The following is a 25,483-nucleotide window of genomic DNA, read 5'->3' on the forward strand; positions in this document are numbered from 1 at the left end:
CGCAGCGAGTTCACAATCCAGCACAGCCCTCTCAGCGCCTCATCGGCGCCCGGAGCGAAGCGAGGACGTCGATGAGCTTGACCAGTGTCGGGCACACGGTGGTCTGCGCGTTCGAGGCACTGTTGCCGGAGCGTGGCGTCGCCGCGCTGCTCGGGGAGGTGCAGATCGCGCTGTTCAGGACCCACGACGACGAGGTGTTTGCCATCGGCAACCAGGATCCGTTCAGCGGGGCGAACGTGATGTCGCGGGGCATCGTCGGCAGCCGCGGCGACGTACCGACGGTGGCGTCGCCGATGTTCAAGCAGGTCTTCGATCTGCGCACCGGGGCGTGCCTGGACGATCCGGAGGTGTCGCTACCGGTGTACCCGGTCGAGATCGTCGACGGACAGGTCGTGGTGGGTCCAGGTGACTACTAGGCCGGGGCCGCTGAGCGGTTGCACGATCGCCATCACGGCGCATCGGCGTGCGGAGGACCTGATCGCGTCGTTCGAGCGGCGCGGTGCGAAGGTGCTGCACGCGCCGACGCTGCAGATCGTGCCGGTCGCCGACGACCACGCGCTGATCGAGGCGACCCGGCGGGTGATCGCGAACCCGCCGGACGACGTCGTGGTCACCACAGCGGTCGGGTTCCGCGGCTGGATCGAGGCGGCCGACACCGCCGGTCTCGCCGCGGACCTGCTGGGCACGTTGGAGCAGTCGCGGATCCTCGCCCGCGGTCCGAAGGCGCGCGGCGCGATCCGCGCGGCCGGGCTGGTCGAGCACTGGTCGGCGCGGTCGGAGACGACGGCCGAAGTGGTCGAATGGCTGCGCGCGCAGGGCGTCGTCGGGCGCAAGATCGTCGTACAGCTGCACGGGTTGTCGGATCCTGCGTTGCAGGAGGCGTTGCGTTCGGCCGGCGGGTCGGTGCGTGGGCTGGAGGTGTATCGGTGGGGACCGGCGCCTGATGCGGCCGTGGTCGAGCGGATGATCTCGCAGGTGTGCGCGGGGACCGTTGACGCCGTCGTACACACATCGGCACCGGGTGCGCAGGCGATGCTCGATGCTGCGGCGTTGAACGGGCAGTACGACGACCTCACGTCGGCGTTGCGGACCGGGCGGGTGCTGAATGCCTGCGTCGGTCCGGTGACCGCGGCGCCGTTCGAAGCGCTGGGACTCGACCCGTTGGTCCCCGACCGGTACCGGTTGGGCGCGCTGATCCGGCTGGTGACCGATCGGCTCACCGACGACAACGCGCGGTCGATCGAGACGGCGTTCGGCCAGTTGGTGATTCGTGGTGGTGCGGCGGTCCTGGACGGTGTGGTGCTGCCACTCGGTCCCGGGCCGCGCGCCGTACTGGCCGCCCTGGTCGCGGCCGGTGGTGATGTGGTGTCGCGACCGGAGCTGCTCGCGGTGCTTCCTGGAGCTGAGGACGTACACGCGGTGGAGGTCACAGTGAACAGACTGCGTACGGCGGTCGGTCGTCCGGAACTGGTGCGGACGGTAGTGCGACGCGGCTACCGCCTGGCCGTGGAACCCGCCGGAGTTGCCTCATGACCGATCTCGTAGCCGTCGCCCACGGGACAGCCGACCCTCGCGGTATCCAGGTGATCCACGACCTCGTGCGGGAGATGGCTCGTCAACGCCCGGATCTGCCTATTTCCTTGGGCTTCGTCGACCTGCTGACGCCGGCGCTCCCGTCCCTCGTTCGTCGCGTCACCACGGACGCCTCGGACGCTGTCGTCGTACCGCTGCTGCTGAGCTCCGGCTACCACGTGTACGTCGACGTTGCTGCCGAAGCGCAGCGTTATCCCGGGCGGGTTCACGCGGCTGCTGCGCTTGGTCCTGATCCCGTGCTAGTTGAGATCCTCGCGGATCGCCTTGGCGACCTGTCCCGCGTGGACACCGTCGTACTGGCCGCGGCCGGCTCCTCCGACCCGCGCGCTCTCGCCGACTGCGAGGAGACGGCGAGTCTGTTGGCTGAGCGTGTCGACCGCCCGGTCCGCGTCGGCTACGTCTCCGGCGCCGGAGACCGCCTGCCCGCGGTCCTGTCTCGCACCCCGGGCCGGGTGGCCGTGGCGACGTACCTGCTCGCCCCCGGCTTCTTCCACAACCTCATCCGCCGCCAGTCCGGCCCCCACCCCGTCACGCCCCCCTTGGCCCCCCACCCCCGCCTCGCCACCCTCGCCCTCCACCGCTACGAAGAAGTCTTCGAGGCTCGTGCCGTGGATCCGGCGCCACGATCCAGGACTCACCGGGTGGTCGCGCCCGCCGGACGGCGGTGCTTGCGTGTGGGGTGATGGGGGCGGATCGTAGGAGACGTGCATGCGAAGAGGTGGGCCGACCTGAGTTCCCGGCAGCAGCGGTTGGTCGTGGCTGGGGCGGTCGCAGAGAGCGTGTTGAAGGCGGTCGCACTGGCCGACCTGGCGCGACGTCCCGCCAGCCAAGTTCGTGGCCCCAAACCGCTCTGGGCCCTGGCCCTCACCCTCTTGAACTCCCTCGGCGCCGCACCGATCATCTACTGGCTGTACGGCCGCAAGACGACCTAGCGAGTGCCGCTCTGATCCATCAGGGCTTTGAGGTCGGCGCGGCAACGGGCTTCCACCTCGGCCAGTTCCTCGAGGGTTTCTTCGATGTCGCGGCGGCGTTGTTCCAGTTCGGTGCGGCGGTGGGTGATCTGGGCGAGGAGGTAGGCGAGTTGGCCTTCCTCGCCGGGTTCGGCGTCGTACATGTCGACGATCTTGGCGATCTCGTCGAGGGAGAAGCCGAGGCGTTTGCCGCGCAGGATGAGGCCGAGGCGGACCTTGTCGCGGGGGTGGTAGACGCGCTGGGTGCCGCGGCGCTCGGGGGTGAGTAGGCCGCGGTCCTCGTAGAACCGGATCGTTCGCAGCGTCACGTCGTACTCGGCGGCCAGTTCGGCGATCGACCAGGTCTCTGCGGACACCTGGCTATTGTGCATGCTGCCTAGCGTGCTTTACGTTTACGTAAGCGTCAAGTACCTCGCTGGAGGAGGCGCTTTCAAGCACGAAGGGGTGCGTATGTTCGAGTTGTCCGCGGAGCATCAGGAGTTCCGTCGTAGCGTTCGCGACTTCGCGGAGGCGGAGATCGCGCCGCACGCGGCCGAGTGGGACCGCAAGCACTACTTCCCGGTGGAGGTCGTGCAGAAGATGGGGCGGCTCGGGCTGTTCGGGCTGACCGCGCCGGAGGAGTTCGGCGGCGCAGGCGGCGACTTCACCAGCTTGTGCGTGGCGATCGAGGAGATCTCCCTCGTCGACCAGTCGATGGGGATCACGCTCGAGGCGGCGGTCGGGCTCGGCATCAACCCGATCCTGACGTTCGGCACCGACGAGCAGAAGGCCGCCTGGCTGCCCGACCTGGTCGCGGGCCGGTCGCTGGCCGGATTCGGGCTGACCGAGCCGGAGTCCGGATCGGACGCCGGCGCCACCAAGACCCGCGCAGTGCTCGACAACGGCGAATGGGTGATCGACGGCTCCAAGCAGTTCATCACCAACTCCGGTTCGAGCATCACTTCGTGTGTGACGGTCACCGCGCGCACCGGCGAAAAGCCGGACGGCAAGCCGGAGATCTCCACGATCATCGTCCCGAGCGGTACGCCGGGATTCACCGCGGAAGCGGCGTACGACAAGCTCGGCTGGCATGCCAGCGACACGCACCCGCTGTCGTTCGTGAACTGCCGGGTCCCCGAGGCCAATCTGCTCGGTGAACGCGGCAAGGGGTTCGCGCAGTTCCTGGCCACGCTCGACGACGGGCGAGTCGCGATCGCGGCGGTCGCGCTCGGCTGCATCCGCGCGTGCCTGGAGCTGTCCGTGCAGTACGCGGGTGAGCGGCAGACGTTCGGCGTACCGATCGGCCGCAAGCAGGGTGTCGCCTTCCAGATCGCCGACCTGAAGGTGATGGCGGACGCCGCTTCGCTGCTGGTCTACCGGGCCGCCGCGCTGAAGGATGCGGGCGCGTCCAGGGCCGACTTCAAGCAGGCCGCGTCGGTGGCCAAGCTGTACGCGACCGAGTCCGCGGTGACCGCGACCAGGATCGCCACCCAGGTCTTCGGCGGCTACGGCTTCATGGAGGAGTACCCGGTCACCCGGTTCTACCGCGACGCCAAGATCCTGGAGATCGGCGAAGGTACGTCGGAGGTCCAGCGGATGCTCATCGCGAGGTCGCTCGGCCTCCCAGTGGAATGATGCTTGCATGACTGCATCGATGCCACGACTCCGTCGCGGCGGGTCATCGGGCTTTTCCTCCCGTCCTTCCCTCGTCGCTCCGGTCGCTTCGCTCCCTGCGCTCCTCAGTCCAGGACGGGAGGCCCGATGACCCACGATCACTGGACTGAGGTCAAGGTCGCCCGTGAGGCGACCCTGGCGCCGCCCGAGAAGGCGGCGGCCAAGCTCGCTTCGCAGAACAAGTTGTATGTGCGTGATCGGATCGCCCTGCTCGTCGACGAGGGGAGCTTCGTCGAGGATGCGCAGCTGGCGAACGCGCTGAACCCGGGCCTGCCTGCAGACGGTGTCGTCACCGGTCGCGCGCTCGTCGACGGCCGGCCGGCGCTGATCGTCGCCAACGACCCGACCGTGAAGGCGGGCTCCTGGGGCGCGCGGACGGTCGAGAAGATCGTCCGGATCACCGAGGTCGCGCTCCGCGACGAGCTGCCGATCTTCTGGCTGATCGACTCCGCCGGCGCCCGCATCACCGACCAGGTGCAGCTGTTCCCCGGCCGCCGCGGTGCGGGCCGGATCTTCCACAACCAGGTCGCGCTGTCCGGGAAGGTCCCGCAGATCTGCTGCCTGTTCGGCCCGTCCGCGGCGGGCGGCGCCTACATCCCGGCGTTCTGCGACATCGTGATCATGGTCGACGGCAATGCCTCGATGTACCTCGGCTCGCCCCGGATGGCCGAGATGGTCGTCGGGGAGAAGGTGACGCTGGAGGAGATGGGTGGCGCCCGGATGCACACCAGCGTCTCCGGCTGCGGCGACCTGCTCGCATCCGACGACGCCGAGGCGATCGAGCTCGCGAAGCAGTACTTCTTCTACCTGCCCGGTTCGTGGCGCTCGCGACCGCCGTCGTACGACGCCGCGGACGCCGGCCGGGACTTCACCCGGGACCTGGTGCCGGCCGAGGAGAGCGTCGGGTTCGACATCCACGACGTGATCGACGCGCTCGTCGACGCGGACACGTTCTTCGAGATCAAACCGGCGTACGCGCCTGAGCTTGTGGTCGGGTTCGGGCTGCTCGCGGGGCAGGTGGTCGGGATCGTCGCGAACCAGCCGGCGGTGAAGGGCGGCGTACTGTTCGTCGATTCGGCGGACAAGGCGGCACGCTTCATCTGGTTGTGCGACGCGTTCAACGTGCCGCTCGTGTACCTGTGCGACGTACCGGGCTTCATGATCGGCAGTGAGGTCGAGCGGGCCGGGATCATCCGGCACGGCGCGAAGATGATCACCGCGGTGTCGGAGGCGACGGTGCCGACGGTGTCGGTGATCGTCCGGAAGGCGTACGGCGCGGGGCTGTACGCGATGTGCGGACCCGGGTTCTCGCCGGACGCGTGTGTCGCGTTGCCGACCGCGAAGATCGCGGTGATGGGGCCGGAGGCGGCGATCAACGCCGTGTACTACAACAAGATCCAGGAGATCGCCGACGAGGGCGAGCGGGTCGAGTACGTGTCCAGGCTGCGCGAGGAGTACGAGACCGATATCGACATCCTCCGGCTGGCCGCCGACCTGGTCATCGACGCGATCGTCGAGCCGGAGAACCTCCGCGCCGACCTGATCGCCCGCCTCGCCGCGGCCCAGTCCAAGGACCGCACATTCTCCCATCGGCGCCACGGCGTACCACCCGTCTAGCTCAGCTGAGTGCCTAGGTAGTCCGCCAGGCCCGTACGCCAACGGCGGGCCTTCGCACGCAACTCCGGCTCCAGTTGCTCGAACTCCTCGAAGTCCCCGCTCGCATACCAACCGACCGCCCCACACAACCGCCAGACGTCGACCTTGTCCGCACGTGGCCCGTAGGTCTCGTAGAACGCGTCCGGCAGTTGTGGGGTGCGGTCGATGAGGTAGATGTGCTCTTCGAGCGCCGCGATCTCGCCCGCCGGGTCGCCGACGCGTGTGTCGCCCCAGTCGATCAGGAGCGTCTCGGCCGGGCCGACGATGATGTTGGACGGGTTCATGTCGAAGTGCAGAAGGGCCGTCGGCCCGCTGAGACTGTCGGCGTGCGCGTCGATCAGCGCGTGAGCCTGCGGAAGTTGCGCGACGACCTCGGGCAGGTGCGTACGCAGGTAGTCCTCGGCCGCGGTGAGGTCCTCGTGCAGCTTCGCGACAGGGTCAGCGGGGGTCAGCGTGAGGCCGTCCGGGCCGAACGTGCCTTGCAGCTTGTTCGGGAAGCGTACGGCGTGCAGCCGCCGCATCGCCGTGCCGAGCGAGCGCCACGCGTCGCTCGTCATTCGCCCCTCCGCCACGAGGGTGGAGAGCATCTCGCCAGGCCCGTACTCGTACAGCGTCGCCTCGTCGTTGCCGCCGAGCAGACGCGGTGCAGGTACGTCGTGATCGGCCAGGAACTGTGCCTGTACCACGGGAAGCGGGCGTGGGTGCGAGGCGCGATGCCGGAGGACGACGCGGGTGCCGTCGGCGAGTGTCGCCAGCAGGATGACGTGGTCGAAGCCGTGTCCGGTGATCGGTACGGCGTTCGCGACCGCCGGCAGCCCGGCCTCGGCGACCAACTCGTGCAGGAGGAGCTCCGTGGATGCCATCCTCAGCATCGTCTCGTCCAACTGATGGTTGGTCGAGGGATTTTCGGACGCGGGTCTGGATAGTCTGCGGGGGTGAATGCAAACGATTTCTCGCACAAGGTCCGGGCTCGGGAGAAGTTGGTCGGGTACTGGATCACGCTGGATTCGCCGGCTGCCGCCGAGCGGATCGCGCGGCTCGGGTACGACTATGTGGTGCTCGACGCGCAGCACGGGCTGATCGGGTACCAGGGGCTGATGACCGGGCTGCTCGCGGTCGACGCCGGGTCCGCGATCGGGCCGCGGGCGACGGTCGGTCTGGTGCGGGTCGAGGCGAACGATCCGACGCCGATCGGGCGGGCGCTGGACGCCGGGGCGACCGGCGTGATCGTGCCGCTGATCGACAGCGCGGACGACGTGGCTCGCGCGGTTCGGGCGGCGAAGTACCCGCCGGTGGGGGTGCGGTCGTTCGGGCCGATGCGGGCCTCGTTGCGGATCGGTCCGGTGCCGGCGGACAGCGACGACGCGACCGTCGTACTCGCGATGATCGAAACCCCGCTCGGCCTCGAGAACGTGGCGGAGATCTGCGCGACGTCCGGGCTGGACGGTGTGTACGTCGGGCCGTCGGACCTCAGCCTCGCGCTCGGTGCTCGCTTCCCGGGTGATCCGGACGTCGAGGGTCCGTTCGAGGAGGCGATCGAGCTGATCGCCCGCACTGCGCGGGAGGCCGGGATCGCCGCGGGCATCCACACGTTCGACGGCGAGTCGGCCAAGAAGCGACTGGCCCAGGGCTACACCTTCGCCACCGTCGCCTCAGACCTCGCCCACCTCGAAGCGATCGCCGCCACCCACCTCACCACAGCCCGCTCGTAGGGCGGACCTCCGCCACTCAGCAATCGCGCCGGTTCGGGGCGGTTCACGCTCAGCCGACGGGTGAGACCGGCCGTCGGCACGGGTTGGTGAGTGGTGGGCGTCCGGAACACCTCGGTCGCTTCTCGGGTTACGTTCTTCACAGGACACGAGGAGGCCGGGGATGAAGGCACCCGAGCGCGGCGCGTTGCCGCTGGGACTGGCGGCGACGCTGGGGCGGACGTACGGCCGGCTGACCGAGACGGTACACGGGCTCAGCGACGCGGACTTCCAGCGCGAGACCCGGTGCGCCGGCATGCCCGTCGGTCCGCTGCTCGTGCATCTGCTGTACGACGCCCAGCGGGCGCTGATCGCGTTCGCGAGCCCGGCCGTGGTCGAGCCGGACCGGGATTTCGTCACGTACTGGCGCGACTTCCCGCCGCACCCCGAGGGCGACACGAGTTTCGTGCGCAATGTCGCGGCGGCCTATCGCAAACCCGGTCTGCTCGTGCAGCACTGGCGGGAGGTGTCCGAGGCGGCCGTCCGTGCGGCCGCGACCGCGCTGGCGATCAAGGGGCACCGGGTCGAGACGCAGGGGCACGTCCTGCGGGCGGTCGACTTCGTGGCCACTTTGGTGCTTGAGGCAACGGTCCATCATCTCGACCTGATCGTCGGGTTGCCGGCCGCGCCGGAGCCCGATCCCGAAGGACTGCAGGTCACCGCGCGCACGCTGGACGGGCTGTTCGGCCCGGAGGCCTGGGACGTGATCGCATGGGACACCACGACGTACATCCTGAAAGCAACCGGCCGCCTACCCCTCGACGAGGACGACCTGGAAATGCTCGGCCCCCACGCCACCCGCCTCCCCCTCCTCGGCTAGCCCGCCCACCCCATTTGCCCGGCTGACCCACGCATTTGCCTGGTCAACCGGGGGTGGGGTTAGAGGACGCCGGCGAAGGGGTCTTCTAGGGTGGTCCAGTCGAGTTGGGCCAGTTCGGACTCGGTGAGGAGGCAGGCGTCCAGGACTGCTTGGAGGCGGGCCGGGTCGAGGCTCATGCCGGTGGCTACGACGGTGCACTCGGCGAGGTGTTCGGTGTCCGACCATTCGCCGAGCGTCCCGAGCGACGCGCTGTACCCGGCGGATTCCCAGCGCACGCGCTGCGTCGGACGGTTCGCCAGCCACACCACGCCGCGACTACGAACCACACCGTCCACGATGTCCTCGAGCGCATCGCTCAGCCGCGCGGGATGTAGCGGCCGCGTCGACCGCCACAGCACCGTCGTCACGCCGTCGCCGCTCGGCTGCACCCGATCTGATGCCGCGAGTTCACCCGCCCACGCCTCGGCCGCGTCGAAGTCGAACCGCCCGGTCCGTGCAACCGGTCCATCCGGTACGCCGGCCGCGTCCGCCGTCACCACCGACGTCCGCGGGTTCAGGTGTACCAACAGGTGTTCGAGCCGCTCAACCGCCGTACTGCGATGCGCGTTGGCCAGCACGCACACGTCGGCGTACTCGATCTGGCGCGCGGTCAGCTCCGCGACATTGCGCCGATCCGGCAGACCGAGCGCCAGACCGCGCTCGGCGAGCAGCTCGTCGCCGGACAGTTGCTCAACCACCAGTACGGCGTCGACGACGCAGGTGACCGTGTCGACGTCGATCTCCGGCAGGACGGACGTCAGCGTGGTGACGAGCGGTCGCGCCTCCATCGCGGGCGGCGCCGCGAGCACGATGTGGTCCCAGTGCCCACGCTCGACCAGCGTCTCCAGCAACGGTACGAGCGACTCGATCAGCTGGCAGGCGCCGCAGTCGTCGCCGACCGTGAACTCGCCCGCGTCGATCGGCCCCGACGCGTCCCGCACCCGCCACGACAGCACGCCCCGACCGGGCAGGTCGTCCTGATCGATCACGACCGCCACGGTGGTGGCGTCGGTCATCGCTTCCAGCGCGGGCTCCCGCAACGTCGTGGAAAGCCCCACCAACACGGACAACGGAGTTTTCGCTTGGGCGGTCATGCCGACAGTATATGAAAACGGTTTTCATCAGTCTAGAGCTGGTGTTAACTGTTGATCGCCTCAGGGCTGGCTTGGATCGCCTGCTGTGCCTAGGGTTCGGCGCATGGGCGAACGGGAGTTCGCGGACGTGCTGCGGGAAGCCATCCAGGCGCGCGGGCTCGGGCTCGGGCGGATCCAGGAGCGGCTCCGCGCGCGTGGCGTGTCGGTGAGCCTCGCCACCTTGAGCTACTGGCAGTCGGGCCTCTCTCGCCCCGAGCGTCGGGACTCGCTCGCCGGGGTCGACATCCGCTGGTACTACTCCAGCGGTCCGGCGGCCTGACCTGCCACCCGCTGCCGGCGTCCAAGACGTACTCCGTCGCAGCCGACGAGACTGCGGCCGGTACGTGGACACTGCGCATCGGTGACAACGGCTACGGCGACACCGGAACGCTCACCAACTGGTCGATCACGCTGTAGACGGACGCGTAGACAAGTAGGGACAGGCACCGGCCGGCTCGGGGCAATGCCGGCCGGTGCCACCGTAAATCCCGGGTCACCGAGCCCGATCGTCTGGTAGGTAAAGGACATGACGATCGAGATCGGGCGGTTCGCGGGTGAGTGGGCGGAGCTCCTGGAGCTCCTGGACATGGCGTTCTCGGCGCCGTGGACCGACGAGCAGTACGAGTCCGAGCGGCGGGTCTGGGAGCGTGAGCGCAGTGTCGTCGCGAGCGAGGACGGGCAGCTCGTGGGGCACACCGGCACGTTCTCGCACCTGATGACGGTGCCCGGCGGGCAGTTGCCGGTCGCGGGCGTGACGATGGTCGGCGTCCGGGCGACGCACCGGCGGCGCGGCATCCTGCGCGACCTGATGCGCAGGCAGCTGACCGACATCCACGAGGCCGGCCGCGAGCCGCTGGCGGCGCTCACCGCGAGCGAGCCGGTGATCTACCCGCGGTTCGGCTACGGACTCGCGTCCGATCACCAGGAGATCGTCGTACCGAAGGCGTCCCGCACGCTGCGCCCGGTGGCCGGCATCGACGACGTCCGGATCCGGTACGTCGACGTACGCGAGCATCTCGCCCGCTGCGCCGAGCTGCGGAACAGGCTGGCGTTGGAGCGACCAGGTGTGTGCCGGCACGACGAGCGCTGGCAGGAGTACGCGATCAGCGCCACCGTCACCAGCAACATCGGGAGCGCGTCCAAGTTGCGATGCGTCGTCGCGGAGCGCGACGGCGAGTTGACCGGGTTCGCGTACTACCGGACGAAGCGCGCGGAGAAGGCGTACGTCGACGTACAGCGGGTGCATGCGGAGGACATCGCGTCGCATGCGGCGCTGTGGCGGTACCTGCTCGAACCGGACCTGCTCAGCGAGACGCGGTGCGAGATGCTCCCGTCGGACGACCCGCTGCTGGACCTGCTGCTCGACCCGCGGGCACCGGGGCCGATCACGCGGGACGGCCTGTGGATCCGGCCGGTCGACGTACGGCGTGCGCTCGCGGAGCGGACGTACGCGCGGGACCTCGACGTCGTTCTCGAAGTGGTCGACGACTTCCTCCCGTGGAACGCGGGCCGCTGGCACCTGACCGGCGGACCGGACGGCGCTTCCTGCGAACCGGTGGCCCGCGACGCCGACCTCACGCTGGATGTGCGCGACCTGGGCGCGGTCTACCTCGGTCGCCCGTCACTGGCGAGACTCGGCCGCGCCGGCCTGGTCACCGAGCACACCCCCGGAGCGCTCGCCGCGACCGCGGAAGCGTTTTCCACATCTCGGCTTCCATTCCTCGACACAGGCTTTTGACGAGGTAGCCTGCCCAGATGCAGACGCAGCGGCGGGGTGCGCTCGCAGTGGCCGCCGTGCTGTTCGTGGGGGTCGTGGTGGCCGGCTTCGTCGTGCTCGCCTCCGCGAGTGGGCCGGTGCGGCCGGTCAGCGACAGCACGCTGAGCGCGAGCCCGCGACCGCTGCCGACCTTCTCCGTGAGCCAAACGGCGCCGGAGCAGTCACAGCCGTCGCCGCGCGCGCTCCCGCAGCACGAGACGCCGGGCTGGGTGCTGTCGTTGTGGCAGACCGTCGTCTACTTGATCATCGCCGCGATCGTGGGGTTCATCCTGCTGGTGATCATCCGCGTCGTGCGCCGGGTCCGCCTTCCGCAGGTCGAGGCCGACGAGCCCGATTGGGAGCGGATGAAGGCGGAGCGACTGGCCGAGGCGGTCGACACGGGCTTGGCCCGCATCGACACCGGTACGGTGACCGATGCGGTCGTCGCCTGCTGGGTCGCGTTGGAGGAGGCGGCTGCGTCGGCCGGCGTACCGCGGGATCCGTCGGAGACACCGGCCGAGTTCATTGTGCGAGTGCTCGGGATCGGCGGGATCTCCGAGCCGCAGCTGATCCGGCTCGGTGAGTTGTACCGCGAGGCGCGGTACTCGACGCACGGTTCGAGCGAGCAGGCACGGACAGAGGCCCGCGCAGCCCTACTCCGCCTACGCGACGACCTCGCCGCGGCCCATCCCGCGGAGGTTTCCGGATGACGGTGTTCATGGCGCGACTCCGTCGCGCTGGCTCATGGGGCTGTAACTCCCGGCCTTCCCTCGTCGCTCCGCTCCTCAGTCCAGCCCGGGAGGTCCCATGACCGGATACCGATGGACGCCCTTGGAGGAGAAGGGGCCGCCGGCTGAGGTCAAGCGGAGGTCTTTGTGGCCGAGCAAGTTGCTGGTGCAGCACCTTGGTGTGGCTGTAGTGGTGAGCCTGCTGCTCGTGACCGTGTTCGCTGCTGCCGGTATGGCGCCGCGGCCGCTGTGGTTCGTGGTGGCGGCGCTCGCGGTCGGTGTGGTGTCGCTGGCGATCCGGCTGGTGGTGCCGCAGACCGTGGAGACGAGCTGGCCCGGGCGGCACGACGACAAACTGGCGGCGCTGCGCGCCCGGACCAACGACAACCGAACGCAGTTCATCGCCACCTGGTTGCAGGAGTCGAGCCGCGAACGGCGTGCCGGTGAGGGGTCGCAGACCTTCGCCCGCCGGGTCCGCCCGCTGCTGTTCGAGCTGGCGACCGACCGCCTGGTGCACCGGCACGGCGTCGACCCCGAGCGGGAGCCGGAGCGGGCCCGCGCGATCACCGGCGACCGGCTCTGGCAGCTGATCGCCGGCGAGGACAAACGCACCGCGTCCCTCGACGAGATCGAGTACGCGATCCACACCATCGAGAACCTGTGAGGGACCAGTGACCGACGCAGTGACCGACCCAGCGACCGACCCAGCGACGGACCCAGCGACGGACCCAGCGACCGACCCAGCCACTGAGGGCGAGCTGAAGCTCGGTGAGGTGACCGAGCTGAGCCGGCAGGTGCTGGAGCGGGTCAGCCAGGCCGTGGTCGGGAAGGCCGAGGCGCTGGAACTGGTGCTCGCGGGCATCCTGGCCGGCGGGCACGTACTGCTCGAGGACTACCCGGGGCTGGCGAAGACGCTGGCCGCGCGGTCGTTCGCGCAGGCGCTCGGGCTGGAGTTCCGGCGCGTGCAGTTCACGCCGGACCTGCTGCCGTCGGACGTGACCGGCGCGTTCGTGTACGACCAGAAGGACTCCGAGTTCGTCTTCCGGCCGGGCCCGATCTTCACCGGCCTGCTGCTGGCCGACGAGATCAACCGGACGCCACCGAAGACGCAGGCCGCGCTGCTGGAGTCCATGCAGGAGCATCAGGTCACGGTCGAGGGGCAGACGTTCCCGTTGCCGGTGCCGTTCCATGTGCTCGCGACCGCGAACCCGGTGGAGTACGAGGGCACGTACCCGTTGCCGGAGGCACAGCTCGACCGGTTCATGCTGCGGATCGGCTTCGGCTACCCGAGCCCGGCGGAGGAGTGGGAGGTACTGCGGCGCCGGATGAGCCGTCGTACTGAAGACCAGTCGGTCGAGGCAGTAACGGATGCCGCCGGGCTGCGTGCCGCGCAACGTGCCGTCGAGACGGTGACCGTGGACGACACAGTCGGTCAGTACTGCGTTGATCTCGCCACCGCGACCCGTCGGGACTCACAGGTACTGGTCGGGGCATCGCCCCGTGGCTCGCTGGCGCTGCTGCTGACGGCCCGCGCGTACGCGGTCATCAAGGGCCGAGACTACGTCGTACCTGAGGACGTGAAGGCGGTCGCGGTCGCCGCACTGGCCCACCGGATCACCGTGCGCCCAGAGCTGTGGCTCCACGAGGTCACCGGGGCGACAGTGGTACGCACCGTCCTCGGATCAGTCGCAGCACCACCCACCGTTGTAGGCACCCGCGCATGAGTTGGCAGCCGACGCATGCGCAGGTTCGGGCGATCTGTGTGGCTGCGGTGCTGCTTGGCGTCGCGGTGTTGCTGCGGCGTCCGGATGCGGCTGTGTTCGGTTTGCCGCTGGCGTTTCTCGCGGTGTGGGGGCGGTTCTTCCGGCCGCGGGAGCGCCCGGAGGTACATACCGAGCTGGACGCGGACGTGCTGTTCGAAGGGCAAGGTACGACGTACCGGATGCGGGTGCCGGAATCCGTCGACCCGGACGTCGATCTGATCGTGGCGGCGTTGCCGCGGACGCTGTGGTTCCAGTACGACCCGCCGCAGGCCGCGATCGCGGAGCCGGTCTCGCACGGTGAGGTGCGGCTGGAGGTCGGCGTACGGTCGAAGCGCTGGGGACTGCGGTCGTTGGAGCGGCCAACGGTCACGGCGACGTCGACGGTCGGGGCGTACCGGATCCAGGTGACGTCGGCGGAGACGCAGACGGTCACGACGCTGCCGTTGCGCGAGGGATTCGAGGCGGTGGACGCCGTACCGCGGCCGGCCGGACTGGTCGGGTTGCACCGGTCGCGGCGGCCGGGCGAAGGGACGGAGCTGGCCGGGGTACGGCCGTTCCGGACGGGGGACCGGTTGCGTCGGATCAACTGGTCGGTGTCGGCGCGGACGCAGGAACTGCACGTCACGTCGACGTGGTCGGACCGCGACACCGAAGTGGTGATCATGGTCGACACCGGCGGCGAGATCGGGATCAGCGAAGGGATCGACGGCCGGTCCTCGAGCCTCGACACCGCCGTCCGCGCGGCCGCCGCGATCGCCGAGCACTACCTGCGCAACGGCGACCGGGTGCGGCTGATCGACACCGGCAGCCTGTTCCGCGGCGTGCGGTCCGGGAGCGGGCGCGCGCATCTGCGACGGATCCTGGACACGCTGGTGCACGCGGACCGGCGCGGCCGGCAGCAGGACGAGGAACAGTTGGCGCGGCGCAACCGCGTCCGCTCGGACAGCCTGGTGCTCGTTCTCAGCCCGTTGCTGCGGCCGACGATCCTCGGCTACATCGTCACGCTCGTGCACTCCGGTTGCACGGTGATCGCGATCGACACATTGCCGCCGGACGTCGTGTCGATCATGGACCTCGACGCGCACGACACCAGGTCGTGGCCGCTCGCGTGGCGGCTACGGTTGCTCGAACGCCGCCGCGACCTCGACCGCCTCAGCGACCTCGGCGTACCCACCGTCCCCTGGCAAGGCGCCGGCACCTTGGACGAGGTACTACGAGACGCCGCAAGAGTCTCCGCCGCCCCAAGGATCCGCTCATGATTGTGCACAGGCCATGACTGCTGACGAGAAGATCACGTTGTGGTTGGCGCAGTTGCGGGTGGCTGGGCGGGCTGTGGTGGTTGCTCGGCTGGTGATCGCGGTGGCTGGGGCGGTCGCGCTGGTCGTGCCGTCGGTGCAGTCGTGGGATCAGGCGGATCTTGTCCCGATCGTCGGCGGCGCGTTGTTGCTGTGCACCGTCGTACTGCCTGATTCGCTGGCCGCGCTGCTGTTCGTGCTGGTGGTGACTCTCGGGTGGCTGATGCGTGCACCCGGCGCGCCGAGTTGGAGCCTGGCCCTCACCGCGGTTGCGCTCGTCGTCGTCCACCTGGCCGCAGCGTTCGCCGGCCAATTGCCGTCGTACGCGCGAGTGCACCGGGCGGCCCTGCGGCGCTGGTGGTTGCCTGGAGCAATCGCCGTCCTGCTGGCGCCGGCCGTCGCCGGCGCGGCCGCACTGGTCCGCAATGCCGACGTCGCCGGCTCACTCGTCGTCACCGCCGCCGCCACCGCCCTGACCGCCGCCACCATCTGGTTCGCCGCCGACCAAAAACTCAGCCGCGACTAGGTGTACTGCCCAGGCACGTGGCAACAACTGCTGGTGTCTGGCAACAAGCCATAGTCGGGTCTCCTGTCCGATGTGCGGGTGGTGATCAGCCCGATCCGGGGTCGCGCAACAGTCCGTGGTGGGTCGGCACTTGGTATTGCCTGTCCCCAGTCCCTACCGCCTGTCCCCACTCCCAACTCCCGGGTCAGGTGAAGGTCGAGAGTCCGAAATCCGGGGTGCCACCGGCACGCCGCATCGTGCTCAGATCGGCGAGGAACTCGTCCAACTCTCCGTCATCGAACACGCCGTCCTCGGCGAGATCCTCGGCGGAGCCCACCGCAGCAGTTCCTCGGAAGAGTTCATCGACCGGCCCGGTCGCACGCGACCGGCCAGAGTGTTCAGCGGACACGGCGTCACCTCCAATGCCGATCGCACCCTAGTCCTCGCCGAAGGTTTTTTGGATTTCTTCGGCCCACGGCATGGGGATCGCGTTCGGGCCGAGGACCTGCATGGCGGACATGACGGTGAGCAGCATGCCGGCGGAGAGGAACTCGCGGGTCTGCCGGGGTGATGCGCCGGTCAGTTCGCGGACCAGGGTGTAGATGCGACCGAAGCGTTCCCGGACGCAGTCGCCGATCACCGGGTCGCCGCTGGCGGAGAAGCCCTGCAGGAGGACCAGGAGCACCTCACGCTCGGCGAACATCCGCTCGTAGCTTGCGCCGAGCGCGCCCAGTTCCGGAGTCTCGGCCGCGGCCTCGCGGAAGTTCTGCTCGATCCGCTCGCAGGCACTCCGTACGGCGGCCAGGAAGAGTTCCTGCTTGGTGCCGAACAGCCGGATCACATAGGGCTGTGAGACCCCGGCCAGCCGGGCGATCTCGTCGGTCTTGGTGCCCTCGTACCCGGACAGGGCGAAGGCCCGGACCGCCGCCTCCAACACCTCTGCGCCGCGCTCCTTGGCCGTCAGCCGAACCTTGGGCGTCATCCATGCTCCTTCCACTCCCTTGACATGTTATCAGTCGATGCATACTCTCGTCATCAAGCTTGTTATCAGTCAATTACAACTAGGGGTACGAGATGACATCGACCGCTCTCGACGAGAGGCAACTGACCGCTCCCCGGAGCCGCGGACTCGGGCTGGTGCTGGCCGCCGTGGGGATTCCGGTGTTCATGGTCACGCTGGACAACCTGGTGGTGACGAACGCGCTGCCGGTGATCAAGTCGGAGCTGGGGGCGTCCCTGTCGGACCTGCAGTGGTTCGTGAACGCCTACACGCTCGCCTTCGCCGCGTTGCTGCTGACCGCGGCCGCGATCGGCGACCGGCTCGGCCGGCGGCGGGTGTTCCTGGCCGGGATCACGCTGTTCACGCTGGCCTCGGCGGCCTGCGCACTGGCGACCGAGCCGTGGATGCTGATCGGGTCCCGCGCGATCCAGGGCATCGGCGCGGCGGCCGTGATGCCGTTGTCGCTGACGTTGCTCGCGGGCGCCGTACCGGAGAAGATGCGGAGCGCCGCGATCGGTATCTGGGGCGGCATCTCCGGCCTCGGAATCGCGGTCGGTCCGGTGGTCGGCGGAGCCGTCGTCGACGGCCTGAACTGGCAGTGGATCTTCTGGCTGAACGTTCCGGTCGGGGTCGTCGCCGTCGTGCTCGCCACGCGGGTGCTGACCGAGTCGCGGGGTACGGCGAAGCAGCTGGACCTGCTCGGACTGGTGCTGGCGACGTCCGGCGTACTGTCCGTTGTCTGGGGTGTTGTGCACGGAGCCGATGACGGCTGGACGTCCGTCGGCGTGCTGGGCTCGTTGATCGCGGGCGGGGTGCTGCTGGCCGCGTTCCTCGGGTGGGAGCGCCGGACCGTCGCGCCGATGTTGCCGCTGCGGTTGTTCTCGGTTCGCTCGTTCAGTGTGGTGAACGTGGTCGCGTTCACCTTCGCGGTCGGCGTTTTCGGAGCCGTGTTCCTGCTCGCGCAGTTCTTCCAGGTCGTGCAGGGGTACACGCCGTTCCAGTCCGGTGTCCGCACGCTGCCGTGGACCGCGGCCCCGCTCGTGGTCGCACCGATCGCGGGTCTGATCGTCGACCGCGTCGGCCCCCGGATCCTGATCGTGCTCGGCCAGGCGTTCCTCGCCACCGCGCTCGGCTGGATCGCACTGGTCACCACGGCGACCACGCAGTACGGCGAACTGGTCGCACCGTTCGTCCTCGCCGGGATCGGGATGGGGCTGACCTTCGCGCCGTCCGCGAGCGTGGTGATGGAGAGCGCCTCCGACGCGGACCGCGGCGTGGCGTCCGGCACGAACAACACCATCCGCGAGGTCGGGGTCGCGATGGGCGTCGCCGTACTCGCCTCGGTCTTCGCCTCAGCCGGCTCCTACGAGTCGCCGACGCAGTACGCCGCCGGCCTCGTCCCCGCCGTCTGGACCGGAGCTGCCATCGTCGCCGCCGGCACCCTCGCGGCCCTCCTCCTACCAGGCCGGAGGCGCGCAGTCGGCTCGTCGAGCAACTGACGCAGCCAGAACGGAGCACACCCGCCGGGGACTGGGAACACGCAATTGCCTGTTCCCACTCCCCACCGGGTATCCCCGCCGTGCGAAGAACAGGTCGGACGCCGAAGAGCCCGGGTGTCGCCGCAGTCAGCCGGTTGGCAATCGGGACAGGTCAACATCCAGCATCGAATACATGATCATGTCTCGACGCTCCTCGCCTACCTGCTGCCAGCTGCGGAGCAGCCCCTCGCGCTGAAAGCCGACCTGCTCAGCCGTTCGCTGTGAGGCCGCATTCCACGGCTCGACATACAACTGAAGACGAGGAACCCGCAGATCGGCGAGGGCCCAGTACACAACCGCCCGGAGGGCTTCCGCCGCAATCCCGTGGCCACGGGCCGACCTGGCAAGCCAGTAGCCGAGCGACGCTCGCCCCTCGCTCTGGTCCCCCAGCCACAGACCGACCATCCCGAGCGGACGCCCGTCCTCGATCCGCACGATGACGAACGGATACCCTGCCCCGGTGGACGCGCGATCCCACTGCCGCCGCACGAACGCTTCGCCCGCCGATTGCGAGTACGTCGCGGGAACGGTCGTGATCAAAGGGATGTAATCGTCGCTCGAAGCCTCTCGGACGAGCGGCAGATCATCCAGCTCCCAGGCACGGAGCACGAACTTGTCACCGGCGGCCAAACGCGGGACCTCCAAGGGGGCAGCAACCATGCTCGCATCCTGCCACCCCGCCGCGAACCACCTATCGGAGATGCGGGAGCACCCCGACTCCGACGCCGATGCGGTGATCGGAACGAAGCCAGCCCAGCGCCAACTCATTGATGCACCGTTCGCATTTCTGACCCGGCGTCGTCGCCCTGGTAGGTCTGCTGCGGCCGCGGTGGGCACGTTCTAAAGTGTGAGCGTGCTGGACGCTGAGGACGTACGACGGATTGCGCTGTCGTTGCCGGAGACGGTGGAGAAGCGGCGGTGGGGGCATCCGACGTTCGATGTGGCCGGGCGGATGTTCGTGACCGTGCCGGACGACCAGACGTCGTTCGCGGTGCGGTGCCCGCGGCTGGAGCGCGAGGAGCTGATCGCCGCGGAGCCGGAGAAGTTCTGGGTGCCGAAACACGAGGCGGGCTCGAACTGGGTTCGAGCCCGCCTCGAGGCACTGGAGGACGCCGACGAACTGCGCGACATCGTCGTCGACTCCTGGCGGCAGGTCGCGCCGCCAGGCCTGTCGGAGCTGTCAGCTGACGTTGGCCGGTGACGCCGAGAAAGTGTTGCAACTGGCCGGATTGGCCGTGTTGAACGACTTCCCCATGAAGCGCGCCTGACTGGCCACACTGCCGTGGTCGCCCTCTTCGGGCTTGTCGCCCGCGGTGACGACGTACTTCTTCCAGACGTACAGCAGGTTGCCGTTGATCGGGTAGCTGCGCTTGTTCGCGGCCAGGAAGACCCCGGCGAAGCAGTTCGCCTGCAGCTCCATCCGCCGCGTCATCCGCGTCCGGCCCTCGTAGTCCGGCTGCTCGTAGCGCAGGTTGCTGGACGCCTGCAGGATGCCGGTCATGAACTGCACGCTGTGGCCGTACTCGTGGGCGATGGAGCGGCTGTACCACATCCGTGCGTACGCCTGGGCGATCGGATCACCCGGGTACTCGTTGTACGCCTTCACGAAGACGTCGACCTTCATGTACATCATGTGGTTGCCCGAGCAGTAGAACGGTACGGCGACCGGACCGTCGCCGCACGGCGTCGACATCGAGGTCCCGGACCAGTACGTCATCCGCGGCGCGGTGAACTTGTAGCCGGCCTTCGCCACCAGCGGCGCCCACGACTTGTCCAGGCAGGGCTTGATCGCGGCCCAGTAGGCGGCCGCGCCCCGAGCGTTGGTCGGCCGGGCCTTGGGCTCCTTGCAGTTGACCGTAGCCATCTGGCCGACCTTGTAGAGCGCGTTCTTGGCCACGACCGTGGTGTCCGCCGACTTGTTCGGCGTACTCGACGTCTCGGTGGTGGTCGGCTCCGTGGTCGTCGGCTCCTCGGACGGCGACTCGGAGGGCTCCTGGGTCGGCTCTTCCGTCGGGGACGTGGTCGGCTCGGGCGTGTACCGGCTCGGCGTCACCGGCGGGGTGGTCACGTCGGTGGTGGCCTTCCGGACCAGACCGATGATCGCGCCGCCGACGACAGCCACCACGACGATCGACAGGATCGCGATCAGCGGTGCCTTCGACTTCCTCCGCGGCTGCTGCCAGCCCATGCTGGGAACGCCGGGACCGCCCGGGCCGAAGCTCGGGCCCCAGCCGAAGCCGGGACCCTGGGGTGGCTGGCCGTACTGCGAGGGCTGGCCACCGTACTGACCCGGAGGAGGGCCCTGGGGCGGCCCGCCGTACGGGGCCTGCTGCGGCGGGCCGCCGTACTGGCCGGGCGGAGGACCCTGAGGCGGACCGCCGTACTGGCCCGGCGGAGGACCCTGCGGCGGGCCCTGCTGGTACGGCGGGTTCTGGCCGGGCGGCCCGTAGGGTGGCTGGCTCAACGCCGTTCCTCTCGTCCCTCGTGCTGGCATTCAGCGACCGCCACAGTATCGGCAACAAACAGGTCAGCCTCGGACGCCCTCGACAGGTAGGGTCGATCGGGTGACTGCTGCCACCAACCCGAACAGCCCGATCGATCAGCTCGCCGAGCGGCACCTGGAGCAGGAGATCGTGCTCGACCCGATCCTGGCGACCGAAATGGGCGTCACCGGCCACGACCACGAGTTGCCGGACTTCACGCCGGCCGGTTTCGAGGCGCGGACGGAGCTGGCCAGGAGGTCGCTCGCCGAGGCCGGTGCGATCGAGCCGGCGAGTCCGCGGGAGGAGGTCGCCAAGGACGCCTTCGTGGAGCGGCTCGGCCTGGAGCTCGAGCGCCACGAGGCCGGCGTACCGCAGCACCAGCTGAACGCGATCGCCTCGGTGCCGGCCGGGTTGCGGCAGGTGTTCGACCTGATGCCGACCGACACCGAGCAGGACTGGGAGATCGTCGCCATCCGGCTGAACCAGGTCGGTACGGCGCTCGACGGATACCGCGAGACGCTGCTGGAGCAGGCCGATCAGGGCCGGATCTCGGCGGTGCGCCAGGTGACCGGTCTGGCCGGCCGGATCGCCAGCTGGACCGGCGCCGAGGGCGACGACTTCTTCGCGGGGCTCGCCGCACAGGCGCCGGAGGGCGCCGTCAAGCCGACCGTCGAGGCCGCGGCCGCCTCGGCACGGAACGCCTTCGACCAGTTCGGATCGTGGTTGACCGCCGACCTCGCGCCGCGGGCGCCGGAGCGGGACGCCTGCGGCCGGGAGGTGTACGAGCTGGCCTCCCGCAGCTTCCTCGGTGCCGCGATCGACCTCGAGGAGACGTATGCCTGGGGCTGGGCGGAGCTGGCCCGGATCGAGTCGGCCATGCAGGACATCGCGGCCGGGCTGAACGGCGGCGACCGCGGGATCGAGGCGACCGCCGCGCTGCTGGACGACGACCCGGCGCGGACGATCGTCGGCAAGGAAGCGTTCCGGGACTGGATGCAGCAGCTGTCCGACACGGCCGTCGCCGAACTGGCCGGCACGCACTTCGACATCCCGGACGAGATCCGCACGCTGGAGTGCATGATCGCACCGACCTCGGACGGCTCGATCTACTACACGAATCCGAGCGAGGACCTGACCACCCGTCCGGGCCGGATGTGGTGGGCGGTGCCGAACGGTATCGAGAAGTTCGCCACCTGGCGCGAGGTCACGACCGTGTACCACGAGGGCGTGCCCGGCCATCACCTCCAGTGCGCGCAGACGATGCTGCGCACCGACCTGCTGAACCGCTGGCAGCGGATCGCCTGCTGGGTCTCCGGCCACGGCGAAGGCTGGGCGCTGTACGCCGAACGCCTGATGGAGGAGCTCGGCTACCTCGAGGACGCGGGCGCGCGGTTCGGCATGCTGGACGCCCAGGCGTTCCGCGCCGCCCGGGTGATCGTCGACATCGGCATGCACCTGGAGCTGGCGGTGCCGAAGGACAATCCGTTCGGCTGGCGGCCGGGGGAGCGGTGGAACGCCGATCTCGGGTTCGAGTTCCTGCGGGCGCACTGCCGGATGGAGACCGAGTTCCTGCAGGCCGAGCTGAACCGGTACCTCGGATGGCCCGGTCAGGCACCGGCGTACAAGGTCGGCGAGCGGATCTGGCTGCAGGCGCGGGAAGAGGCCAAGCAGCGCAAGGGATCCGCGTTCGATCTGCGGACGTTCCACTCCGACGCGCTGAACCTCGGGTCGCTCGGCCTCGACCCGCTGCGCCGGGCGCTGGCGAAGCTGTGAGCACCAGGTTCGTCCTGGCCTCGGCGTCGCCGGCGCGTCTGAAGACGCTGCGCGCGGCGGGGATCGAGCCGGAGGTGATCGTCTCGGGCGTCGACGAGGACAACGTCACCGCCGAGAACCCCGGCGAGCTCGCCCGCCTGCTCGCCGTCTTGAAGGCGCGTGCGGTGGTCGCGAACCTGACCGACCACGCGACCGTCCTCGGCTGCGACTCGGTCCTGGAGTTCGGCGGCGTCGCGTACGGCAAGCCCGGTACTCCCGAGGTCGCCCGCGAGCGCTGGCGGATGATGCGCGGGGGGCGCGGCGTACTGCACACCGGCCATTGCCTGTTCGACACGTCCTCCAAGCAGGAGATCCGGGAGCTGGCGTCGACCGAGGTCCAGTTCGCCGACCTCACCGACGAGGAGATCGACGCGTACGTCGAGACGGGCGAACCGCTCGTGGTGGCCGGCTCGTTCACGGTCGACGGAATCGGCGGCCCGTTCGTCACGGCGATCGAGGGCGACTACCACAACGTCGTCGGACTCTCGCTGCCGTTGCTGCGCCGGATGCTGATCGAGGTCGGCATCAGCTGGCCCGAGCTGTGGCGGTCCCAGAAACCCTTCAGGTACGACGAATCCGTCGCGTCGACGTACGACGAGACCCGCGGCGGACCGGACCGCGCCGCGGCGGCCGCACGCGCCGTCGACTCATTGCTCCCCAAGGGAGGACGAGTTGTCGAGCTGGCGATCGGCACCGGGATCGTCGGCGCGGAGCTGGTTGCTCTCGGCAACCTCGTGCACGGCTTCGACCTGTCCACCGCGATGCTGCGCCGCGCGAACGTGCGGCTGCCCGGTCACGTCGCGGCGGCGGATGCGACGCGGTTGCCGGTGGCCGATCGTCGGTGCGAGGCGGTCGTCGCCGTCTGGCTGCTGCACCTGCTCGACGACAGCGAGCCGGTGATCGCCGAGGTCGCGCGGGTCCTGCGCACCGACGGTGTCTTCGTCACCACCACCGAGAAGTCCGACGCCGGCCGCTACGCCGACGGCCGGGGCCCCAACGACACCCGCTCCCAGGACGCCCTCGCCCACCTGGTCGCCGTCGCGTCCCGGTACGGCCTGGTTCTCGACGGCGCGACGACCTTCGTCGGCCCCACCCGCAACACGGGCAACGCCCCGATCTATCCGGTGGTGCGCTTCCGCCGTACCTGACGGCTAAGGTTCGCCCGTGGACGAGTACATCAACGGCGTTCGGGTCGTGCGGCATCGCGGGTCGCAGCGGCACACCGACGTCACCTTGACCTTCGCGGTCGGCAGTCGCGACGAGACACTGCGCACCATCGGGGTCGCGCACGCCCTCGAGCACCTGGCGATGAACACCGTCCGCGACCTGCCGATCGAAATGAACGCCGAGGTCGACCTGCTGACGACGACCTTCGTCGCGTCGGGTTCGGCGGCGCGCGTGGGCGAGTTCCTCAACCGCCTGAGCCGCGCCCTCGCCGCGCCGCCGGCCGACCGCCTCGAACTCGAGGCGGGCGTGCTGACCGCGGAGGAAAGCAATGTCGCGCATCCGGTCGTCGCCTTCCTCCTGAACGTCCGGTACGGCGCTCGCGGGCCCGGACTCGCCTGGCTGGAAGGGGCGGGGTACGACGGACTGACACCGGAGCACGTGAGCTCGTTCGCGAAGAAGTGGTTCGTACCGGCGAACGCGGTGCTGCAGGTGACCGGTCCGCTTCCCGACGGCGTGGAGCTCGAGTTGCCGAGCGGTCCGTCACCGGCACGGGTGTTACCGCCCACGCGATCCTTCGACGGGCCGGTCGTGGTCGGGCACGGCATTCCCGCGGCCGGCGTACTGCTGACATTGCCGCCGGACGACGACGTACGGCTCTCGACGCTCGCGATCATGACGCTGCGGCAGCGGATCGAGGAGAAGTGCCGGTTCGTCGGCGGGCACAGCTACGAGATCGGCCTCGACCTCGTCCCCGGGGAGAACGGATCGAGCGACTGGATCGTGTACGCCGAGGCGCGCGACGGCAGCGAGGACGCGGTGTCCCGTGCGGTCGTCGCAGCCTTGACCGACCTCGCGGAGAACGGGCCGACGCCGTCCGAGTTGGCGCATCAGATCGCGCGCGCCGAGGAGAACCTGGTCTCCGACGATCCCGACGTACGGCGTGCCTTCAACACCGCGATGAGCCGGATCGTCGGCGAGCCCGACTTGCCTCCGGTCGACGCCGCGCGGCTCGTGGCGGTGCAGTCGTCGGACATCGCCGCCGTACTCAAGACTGCGTTGCCCGGCGCGATCGGCTACGGCGACGAGCATGCGCTGGAGGTGTGGCGGGAGGCCGGGTTCACGCTCGCGTCCGCGTGCCCGGTGATCGTCGAACTACCGGCCGGCCGCAGCTTCAAGCCGCCGCTCACCGCGCGGACGTTCGTCAAGGAGGCTCGCTCGATGCGGTGGGTCCGCACCGATGACGCGCTGGTCCTGCGTGACTCGGACGGCATTCACCAGATTCGCTGGGACGAGATCGCCGGAGTGATGCGATCTGAGGATGGACCTACGATCGTGCTGGGCCTGAACGGTTGTGCCATCCCCGTCGACCCCGACATGTTCCGCGGCGCCACAGATGTACTCACCGAGCTGTCCGAGCGACTCCCGCAAGACCTCTGGTACGACGAACCGAAGCTCGACGTCTAAGCCGTCAGGCCGGACTTCTCGTCGAGGAGTTGAAGGAGGTCATGGGCGGCCAGCTCGATGGACTTGTGGCGCCATTCGGAAGCCCGGTAGACCGAGGCGATCAGCGCGGTGCGGTGGATCCGGCGGAAATCGCCGAGTACGAACGCGTAGCGCGCCTTGGTCTCCTCACCGGCGCCGTCCGTGAGCCCGAGGTGCCAGGCGCCGTACTCCTGCCAGCCGTGCTTGTCCAGGTAGGCGTTCTGGTCGTCGGCCCGCGGCTGCACCTCACCCCAGTCGCTGTCCAGCACGTACTGCCGCGCGTCGATCAGCTTCCGCGCGTGGTCGAGCGCCTCGGGGTTGACTGCGTACTTGGCCATACC

General features: G+C 69.4%; 29 protein-coding genes. 21 read left to right on the top strand and 8 right to left on the bottom strand.

The window, feature by feature from the left end; all coding sequences use genetic code 11:
• The first annotated feature begins 71 nt into the window (after positions 1 to 71).
• From nirD to EV651_RS12230, 4 genes are read left to right on the top strand one after another with little or no spacing between them, the layout of a single operon-like run.
• Complete coding sequence (gene nirD / locus EV651_RS12215; protein WP_133785224.1) at positions 72 to 416, top strand: nitrite reductase small subunit NirD; 345 nt, start codon at positions 72 to 74, stop codon at positions 414 to 416.
• Positions 406 to 1,533, top strand: coding sequence for a uroporphyrinogen-III synthase (locus EV651_RS12220; protein WP_166658589.1), 1,128 nt, complete (start codon positions 406 to 408; stop codon positions 1,531 to 1,533). Before nirD ends, EV651_RS12220 begins: the two co-directional genes overlap by 11 nt.
• The gene (locus EV651_RS12225; protein WP_133785226.1) at positions 1,530 to 2,276 is read left to right on the top strand and encodes a sirohydrochlorin chelatase; all 747 of its coding nucleotides are present in this window, start codon (positions 1,530 to 1,532) and stop codon (positions 2,274 to 2,276) included. Before EV651_RS12220 ends, EV651_RS12225 begins: the two co-directional genes overlap by 4 nt.
• A gap of 21 nt (positions 2,277 to 2,297) precedes the next feature.
• A complete protein-coding gene (locus tag EV651_RS12230) occupies positions 2,298 to 2,525 on the top strand; it encodes a hypothetical protein (protein ID WP_133785229.1) in 228 nt (75 codons plus the stop codon).
• Here EV651_RS12230 and EV651_RS12235 read toward each other — a convergent pair.
• Positions 2,522 to 2,920 carry a MerR family DNA-binding transcriptional regulator gene (locus EV651_RS12235; RefSeq protein WP_238156833.1) on the bottom strand — a complete coding sequence of 133 codons (399 nt, stop codon included), beginning with the start codon at positions 2,918 to 2,920 and terminating at the stop codon, positions 2,522 to 2,524. The two genes, EV651_RS12230 and EV651_RS12235, sit on opposite strands and share 4 nt — an antisense overlap.
• 94 nt (positions 2,921 to 3,014) lie before the next feature.
• Here EV651_RS12235 and EV651_RS12240 point away from each other — a divergent pair, with 94 nt between their 5' ends.
• Together EV651_RS12240 and EV651_RS12245 are read left to right on the top strand one after the other, a co-directional pair.
• On the top strand, positions 3,015 to 4,178 hold the full coding sequence (locus EV651_RS12240; protein WP_133785233.1) for an acyl-CoA dehydrogenase family protein: 1,164 nt from the start codon (positions 3,015 to 3,017) through the stop codon (positions 4,176 to 4,178).
• A gap of 126 nt (positions 4,179 to 4,304) precedes the next feature.
• Positions 4,305 to 5,834, top strand: coding sequence for an acyl-CoA carboxylase subunit beta (locus EV651_RS12245; protein ID WP_133785235.1), 1,530 nt, complete (start codon positions 4,305 to 4,307; stop codon positions 5,832 to 5,834).
• On the opposite strand, the gene EV651_RS12250 is transcribed toward EV651_RS12245, so the two are convergent.
• Positions 5,831 to 6,736, bottom strand: coding sequence for a phosphotransferase family protein (locus tag EV651_RS12250; RefSeq protein ID WP_133785237.1), 906 nt, complete (start codon positions 6,734 to 6,736; stop codon positions 5,831 to 5,833). The two genes, EV651_RS12245 and EV651_RS12250, sit on opposite strands and share 4 nt — an antisense overlap.
• A gap of 72 nt (positions 6,737 to 6,808) precedes the next feature.
• On the opposite strand from EV651_RS12250, the gene EV651_RS12255 reads away from it, so the two are divergent.
• Both EV651_RS12255 and EV651_RS12260 read left to right on the top strand, forming a co-directional pair.
• On the top strand, positions 6,809 to 7,585 hold the full coding sequence (locus EV651_RS12255) for an HpcH/HpaI aldolase/citrate lyase family protein (RefSeq protein ID WP_133785239.1): 777 nt from the start codon (positions 6,809 to 6,811) through the stop codon (positions 7,583 to 7,585).
• A 160-nt stretch (positions 7,586 to 7,745) separates the two neighbouring features.
• Positions 7,746 to 8,441 (top strand): maleylpyruvate isomerase N-terminal domain-containing protein, encoded by a 696-nt coding sequence (locus EV651_RS12260; RefSeq protein WP_133785241.1) that lies wholly within the window; start codon positions 7,746 to 7,748, stop codon positions 8,439 to 8,441.
• Positions 8,442 to 8,500: 59 nt separating this feature from the next.
• On the opposite strand, the gene EV651_RS12265 is transcribed toward EV651_RS12260, so the two are convergent.
• Positions 8,501 to 9,574, bottom strand: coding sequence for a GTP-binding protein (locus tag EV651_RS12265; RefSeq protein WP_133785243.1), 1,074 nt, complete (start codon positions 9,572 to 9,574; stop codon positions 8,501 to 8,503).
• A gap of 103 nt (positions 9,575 to 9,677) precedes the next feature.
• On the opposite strand from EV651_RS12265, the gene EV651_RS42335 reads away from it, so the two are divergent.
• The 8 genes from EV651_RS42335 (at position 9,678) to EV651_RS12305 (ending at position 15,681) form a co-directional block, all read left to right on the top strand.
• The gene (locus tag EV651_RS42335) at positions 9,678 to 9,893 is read left to right on the top strand and encodes a hypothetical protein (protein ID WP_238156834.1); all 216 of its coding nucleotides are present in this window, start codon (positions 9,678 to 9,680) and stop codon (positions 9,891 to 9,893) included.
• A 77-nt stretch (positions 9,894 to 9,970) separates the two neighbouring features.
• Entirely contained in the window at positions 9,971 to 10,030 is a 60-nt protein-coding gene (locus EV651_RS43250; protein ID WP_238156843.1) for a hypothetical protein, read from the top strand.
• A 109-nt stretch (positions 10,031 to 10,139) separates the two neighbouring features.
• Complete coding sequence (locus EV651_RS12280; RefSeq protein WP_133785245.1) at positions 10,140 to 11,351, top strand: GNAT family N-acetyltransferase; 1,212 nt, start codon at positions 10,140 to 10,142, stop codon at positions 11,349 to 11,351.
• A gap of 17 nt (positions 11,352 to 11,368) precedes the next feature.
• Positions 11,369 to 12,079 carry a DUF4129 domain-containing protein gene (locus tag EV651_RS12285; RefSeq protein WP_133785247.1) on the top strand — a complete coding sequence of 237 codons (711 nt, stop codon included), beginning with the start codon at positions 11,369 to 11,371 and terminating at the stop codon, positions 12,077 to 12,079.
• Positions 12,080 to 12,176: 97 nt separating this feature from the next.
• On the top strand, positions 12,177 to 12,761 hold the full coding sequence (locus EV651_RS12290) for a hypothetical protein (protein WP_133785249.1): 585 nt from the start codon (positions 12,177 to 12,179) through the stop codon (positions 12,759 to 12,761).
• Between the two features lie 94 nt (positions 12,762 to 12,855).
• Positions 12,856 to 13,821 carry a MoxR family ATPase gene (locus EV651_RS12295; RefSeq protein ID WP_133785327.1) on the top strand — a complete coding sequence of 322 codons (966 nt, stop codon included), beginning with the start codon at positions 12,856 to 12,858 and terminating at the stop codon, positions 13,819 to 13,821.
• Positions 13,818 to 15,119: a DUF58 domain-containing protein gene (locus EV651_RS12300; RefSeq protein ID WP_133785251.1), complete on the top strand. Its 1,302-nt coding sequence runs from the start codon at positions 13,818 to 13,820 to the stop codon at positions 15,117 to 15,119. The genes EV651_RS12295 and EV651_RS12300 overlap by 4 nt, the downstream gene beginning before the upstream one ends.
• A 13-nt stretch (positions 15,120 to 15,132) precedes the next feature.
• Complete coding sequence (locus EV651_RS12305; RefSeq protein WP_133785253.1) at positions 15,133 to 15,681, top strand: hypothetical protein; 549 nt, start codon at positions 15,133 to 15,135, stop codon at positions 15,679 to 15,681.
• A 184-nt stretch (positions 15,682 to 15,865) separates the two neighbouring features.
• Here the strand turns inward: EV651_RS12305 and EV651_RS42940 are convergent, their stop codons facing one another.
• A complete protein-coding gene (locus EV651_RS42940) occupies positions 15,866 to 15,997 on the bottom strand; it encodes a hypothetical protein (protein WP_255512168.1) in 132 nt (43 codons plus the stop codon).
• Positions 15,998 to 16,096: 99 nt separating this feature from the next.
• Positions 16,097 to 16,642, bottom strand: coding sequence for a TetR/AcrR family transcriptional regulator (locus EV651_RS12310; protein ID WP_133785255.1), 546 nt, complete (start codon positions 16,640 to 16,642; stop codon positions 16,097 to 16,099).
• Between the two features lie 92 nt (positions 16,643 to 16,734).
• Here EV651_RS12310 and EV651_RS12315 point away from each other — a divergent pair, with 92 nt between their 5' ends.
• Positions 16,735 to 18,159, top strand: coding sequence for an MFS transporter (locus EV651_RS12315; RefSeq protein ID WP_133785257.1), 1,425 nt, complete (start codon positions 16,735 to 16,737; stop codon positions 18,157 to 18,159).
• Between the two features lie 126 nt (positions 18,160 to 18,285).
• Here the strand turns inward: EV651_RS12315 and EV651_RS12320 are convergent, their stop codons facing one another.
• Positions 18,286 to 18,858, bottom strand: a complete 573-nt coding sequence (locus EV651_RS12320) for a GNAT family N-acetyltransferase (RefSeq protein WP_133785258.1) — start codon at positions 18,856 to 18,858, stop codon at positions 18,286 to 18,288.
• Positions 18,859 to 19,051: 193 nt separating this feature from the next.
• Between EV651_RS12320 and EV651_RS12325 the strand changes: the two genes are divergently transcribed.
• Entirely contained in the window at positions 19,052 to 19,399 is a 348-nt protein-coding gene (locus EV651_RS12325) for an MmcQ/YjbR family DNA-binding protein (RefSeq protein ID WP_133785259.1), read from the top strand.
• On the opposite strand, the gene EV651_RS12330 is transcribed toward EV651_RS12325, so the two are convergent.
• Positions 19,379 to 20,662: a neutral zinc metallopeptidase gene (locus tag EV651_RS12330; protein ID WP_133785260.1), complete on the bottom strand. Its 1,284-nt coding sequence runs from the start codon at positions 20,660 to 20,662 to the stop codon at positions 19,379 to 19,381. The two genes, EV651_RS12325 and EV651_RS12330, sit on opposite strands and share 21 nt — an antisense overlap.
• 100 nt (positions 20,663 to 20,762) lie before the next feature.
• Between EV651_RS12330 and EV651_RS42345 the strand changes: the two genes are divergently transcribed.
• Genes EV651_RS42345 through EV651_RS12345 form a run of 3 tightly spaced genes read left to right on the top strand, consistent with a single transcriptional unit; the run spans position 20,763 to position 25,124 of the window.
• Positions 20,763 to 22,454, top strand: coding sequence for a DUF885 domain-containing protein (locus tag EV651_RS42345; RefSeq protein ID WP_133785261.1), 1,692 nt, complete (start codon positions 20,763 to 20,765; stop codon positions 22,452 to 22,454).
• Positions 22,451 to 23,641 carry a Maf family nucleotide pyrophosphatase gene (locus EV651_RS12340; RefSeq protein ID WP_238156835.1) on the top strand — a complete coding sequence of 397 codons (1,191 nt, stop codon included), beginning with the start codon at positions 22,451 to 22,453 and terminating at the stop codon, positions 23,639 to 23,641. Before EV651_RS42345 ends, EV651_RS12340 begins: the two co-directional genes overlap by 4 nt.
• Positions 23,642 to 23,657: 16 nt before the next feature.
• Positions 23,658 to 25,124 (top strand): pitrilysin family protein, encoded by a 1,467-nt coding sequence (locus EV651_RS12345; RefSeq protein ID WP_133785263.1) that lies wholly within the window; start codon positions 23,658 to 23,660, stop codon positions 25,122 to 25,124.
• On the opposite strand, the gene EV651_RS12350 is transcribed toward EV651_RS12345, so the two are convergent.
• The gene (locus tag EV651_RS12350) at positions 25,121 to 25,480 is read right to left on the bottom strand and encodes a hypothetical protein (protein ID WP_133785264.1); all 360 of its coding nucleotides are present in this window, start codon (positions 25,478 to 25,480) and stop codon (positions 25,121 to 25,123) included. The genes EV651_RS12345 and EV651_RS12350 overlap by 4 nt on opposite strands.
• Positions 25,481 to 25,483 lie beyond the last annotated feature (3 nt).

This window comes from Kribbella sp. VKM Ac-2571, assembly GCF_004362255.1.
Taxonomy (GTDB): domain Bacteria; phylum Actinomycetota; class Actinomycetes; order Propionibacteriales; family Kribbellaceae; genus Kribbella; species Kribbella pratensis.

What these genes read in the sequence shown, in the direction of transcription:
- EV651_RS12245 (WP_133785235.1), top strand. Translation starts at nt 4,305, where the DNA reads ATGACCCACGATCACTGGACTGAGGTCAAGGTCGCCCGTGAGGCGACC.
- EV651_RS12310 (WP_133785255.1), bottom strand. Translation starts at nt 16,642, where the DNA reads ATGACGCCCAAGGTTCGGCTGACGGCCAAGGAGCGCGGCGCAGAGGTG.
- EV651_RS12285 (WP_133785247.1), top strand. Translation starts at nt 11,369, where the DNA reads ATGCAGACGCAGCGGCGGGGTGCGCTCGCAGTGGCCGCCGTGCTGTTC.
- EV651_RS42335 (WP_238156834.1), top strand. Translation starts at nt 9,678, where the DNA reads ATGGGCGAACGGGAGTTCGCGGACGTGCTGCGGGAAGCCATCCAGGCG.
- EV651_RS12320 (WP_133785258.1), bottom strand. Translation starts at nt 18,858, where the DNA reads ATGGTTGCTGCCCCCTTGGAGGTCCCGCGTTTGGCCGCCGGTGACAAG.
- EV651_RS12290 (WP_133785249.1), top strand. Translation starts at nt 12,177, where the DNA reads ATGACCGGATACCGATGGACGCCCTTGGAGGAGAAGGGGCCGCCGGCT.
- EV651_RS12350 (WP_133785264.1), bottom strand. Translation starts at nt 25,480, where the DNA reads ATGGCCAAGTACGCAGTCAACCCCGAGGCGCTCGACCACGCGCGGAAG.
- EV651_RS12225 (WP_133785226.1), top strand. Translation starts at nt 1,530, where the DNA reads ATGACCGATCTCGTAGCCGTCGCCCACGGGACAGCCGACCCTCGCGGT.
- EV651_RS12250 (WP_133785237.1), bottom strand. Translation starts at nt 6,736, where the DNA reads ATGGCATCCACGGAGCTCCTCCTGCACGAGTTGGTCGCCGAGGCCGGG.
- nirD (WP_133785224.1), top strand. Translation starts at nt 72, where the DNA reads ATGAGCTTGACCAGTGTCGGGCACACGGTGGTCTGCGCGTTCGAGGCA.
- EV651_RS12315 (WP_133785257.1), top strand. Translation starts at nt 16,735, where the DNA reads ATGACATCGACCGCTCTCGACGAGAGGCAACTGACCGCTCCCCGGAGC.
- EV651_RS12240 (WP_133785233.1), top strand. Translation starts at nt 3,015, where the DNA reads ATGTTCGAGTTGTCCGCGGAGCATCAGGAGTTCCGTCGTAGCGTTCGC.
- EV651_RS12280 (WP_133785245.1), top strand. Translation starts at nt 10,140, where the DNA reads ATGACGATCGAGATCGGGCGGTTCGCGGGTGAGTGGGCGGAGCTCCTG.
- EV651_RS12300 (WP_133785251.1), top strand. Translation starts at nt 13,818, where the DNA reads ATGAGTTGGCAGCCGACGCATGCGCAGGTTCGGGCGATCTGTGTGGCT.
- EV651_RS12265 (WP_133785243.1), bottom strand. Translation starts at nt 9,574, where the DNA reads ATGACCGCCCAAGCGAAAACTCCGTTGTCCGTGTTGGTGGGGCTTTCC.
- EV651_RS12260 (WP_133785241.1), top strand. Translation starts at nt 7,746, where the DNA reads ATGAAGGCACCCGAGCGCGGCGCGTTGCCGCTGGGACTGGCGGCGACG.
- EV651_RS12305 (WP_133785253.1), top strand. Translation starts at nt 15,133, where the DNA reads ATGACTGCTGACGAGAAGATCACGTTGTGGTTGGCGCAGTTGCGGGTG.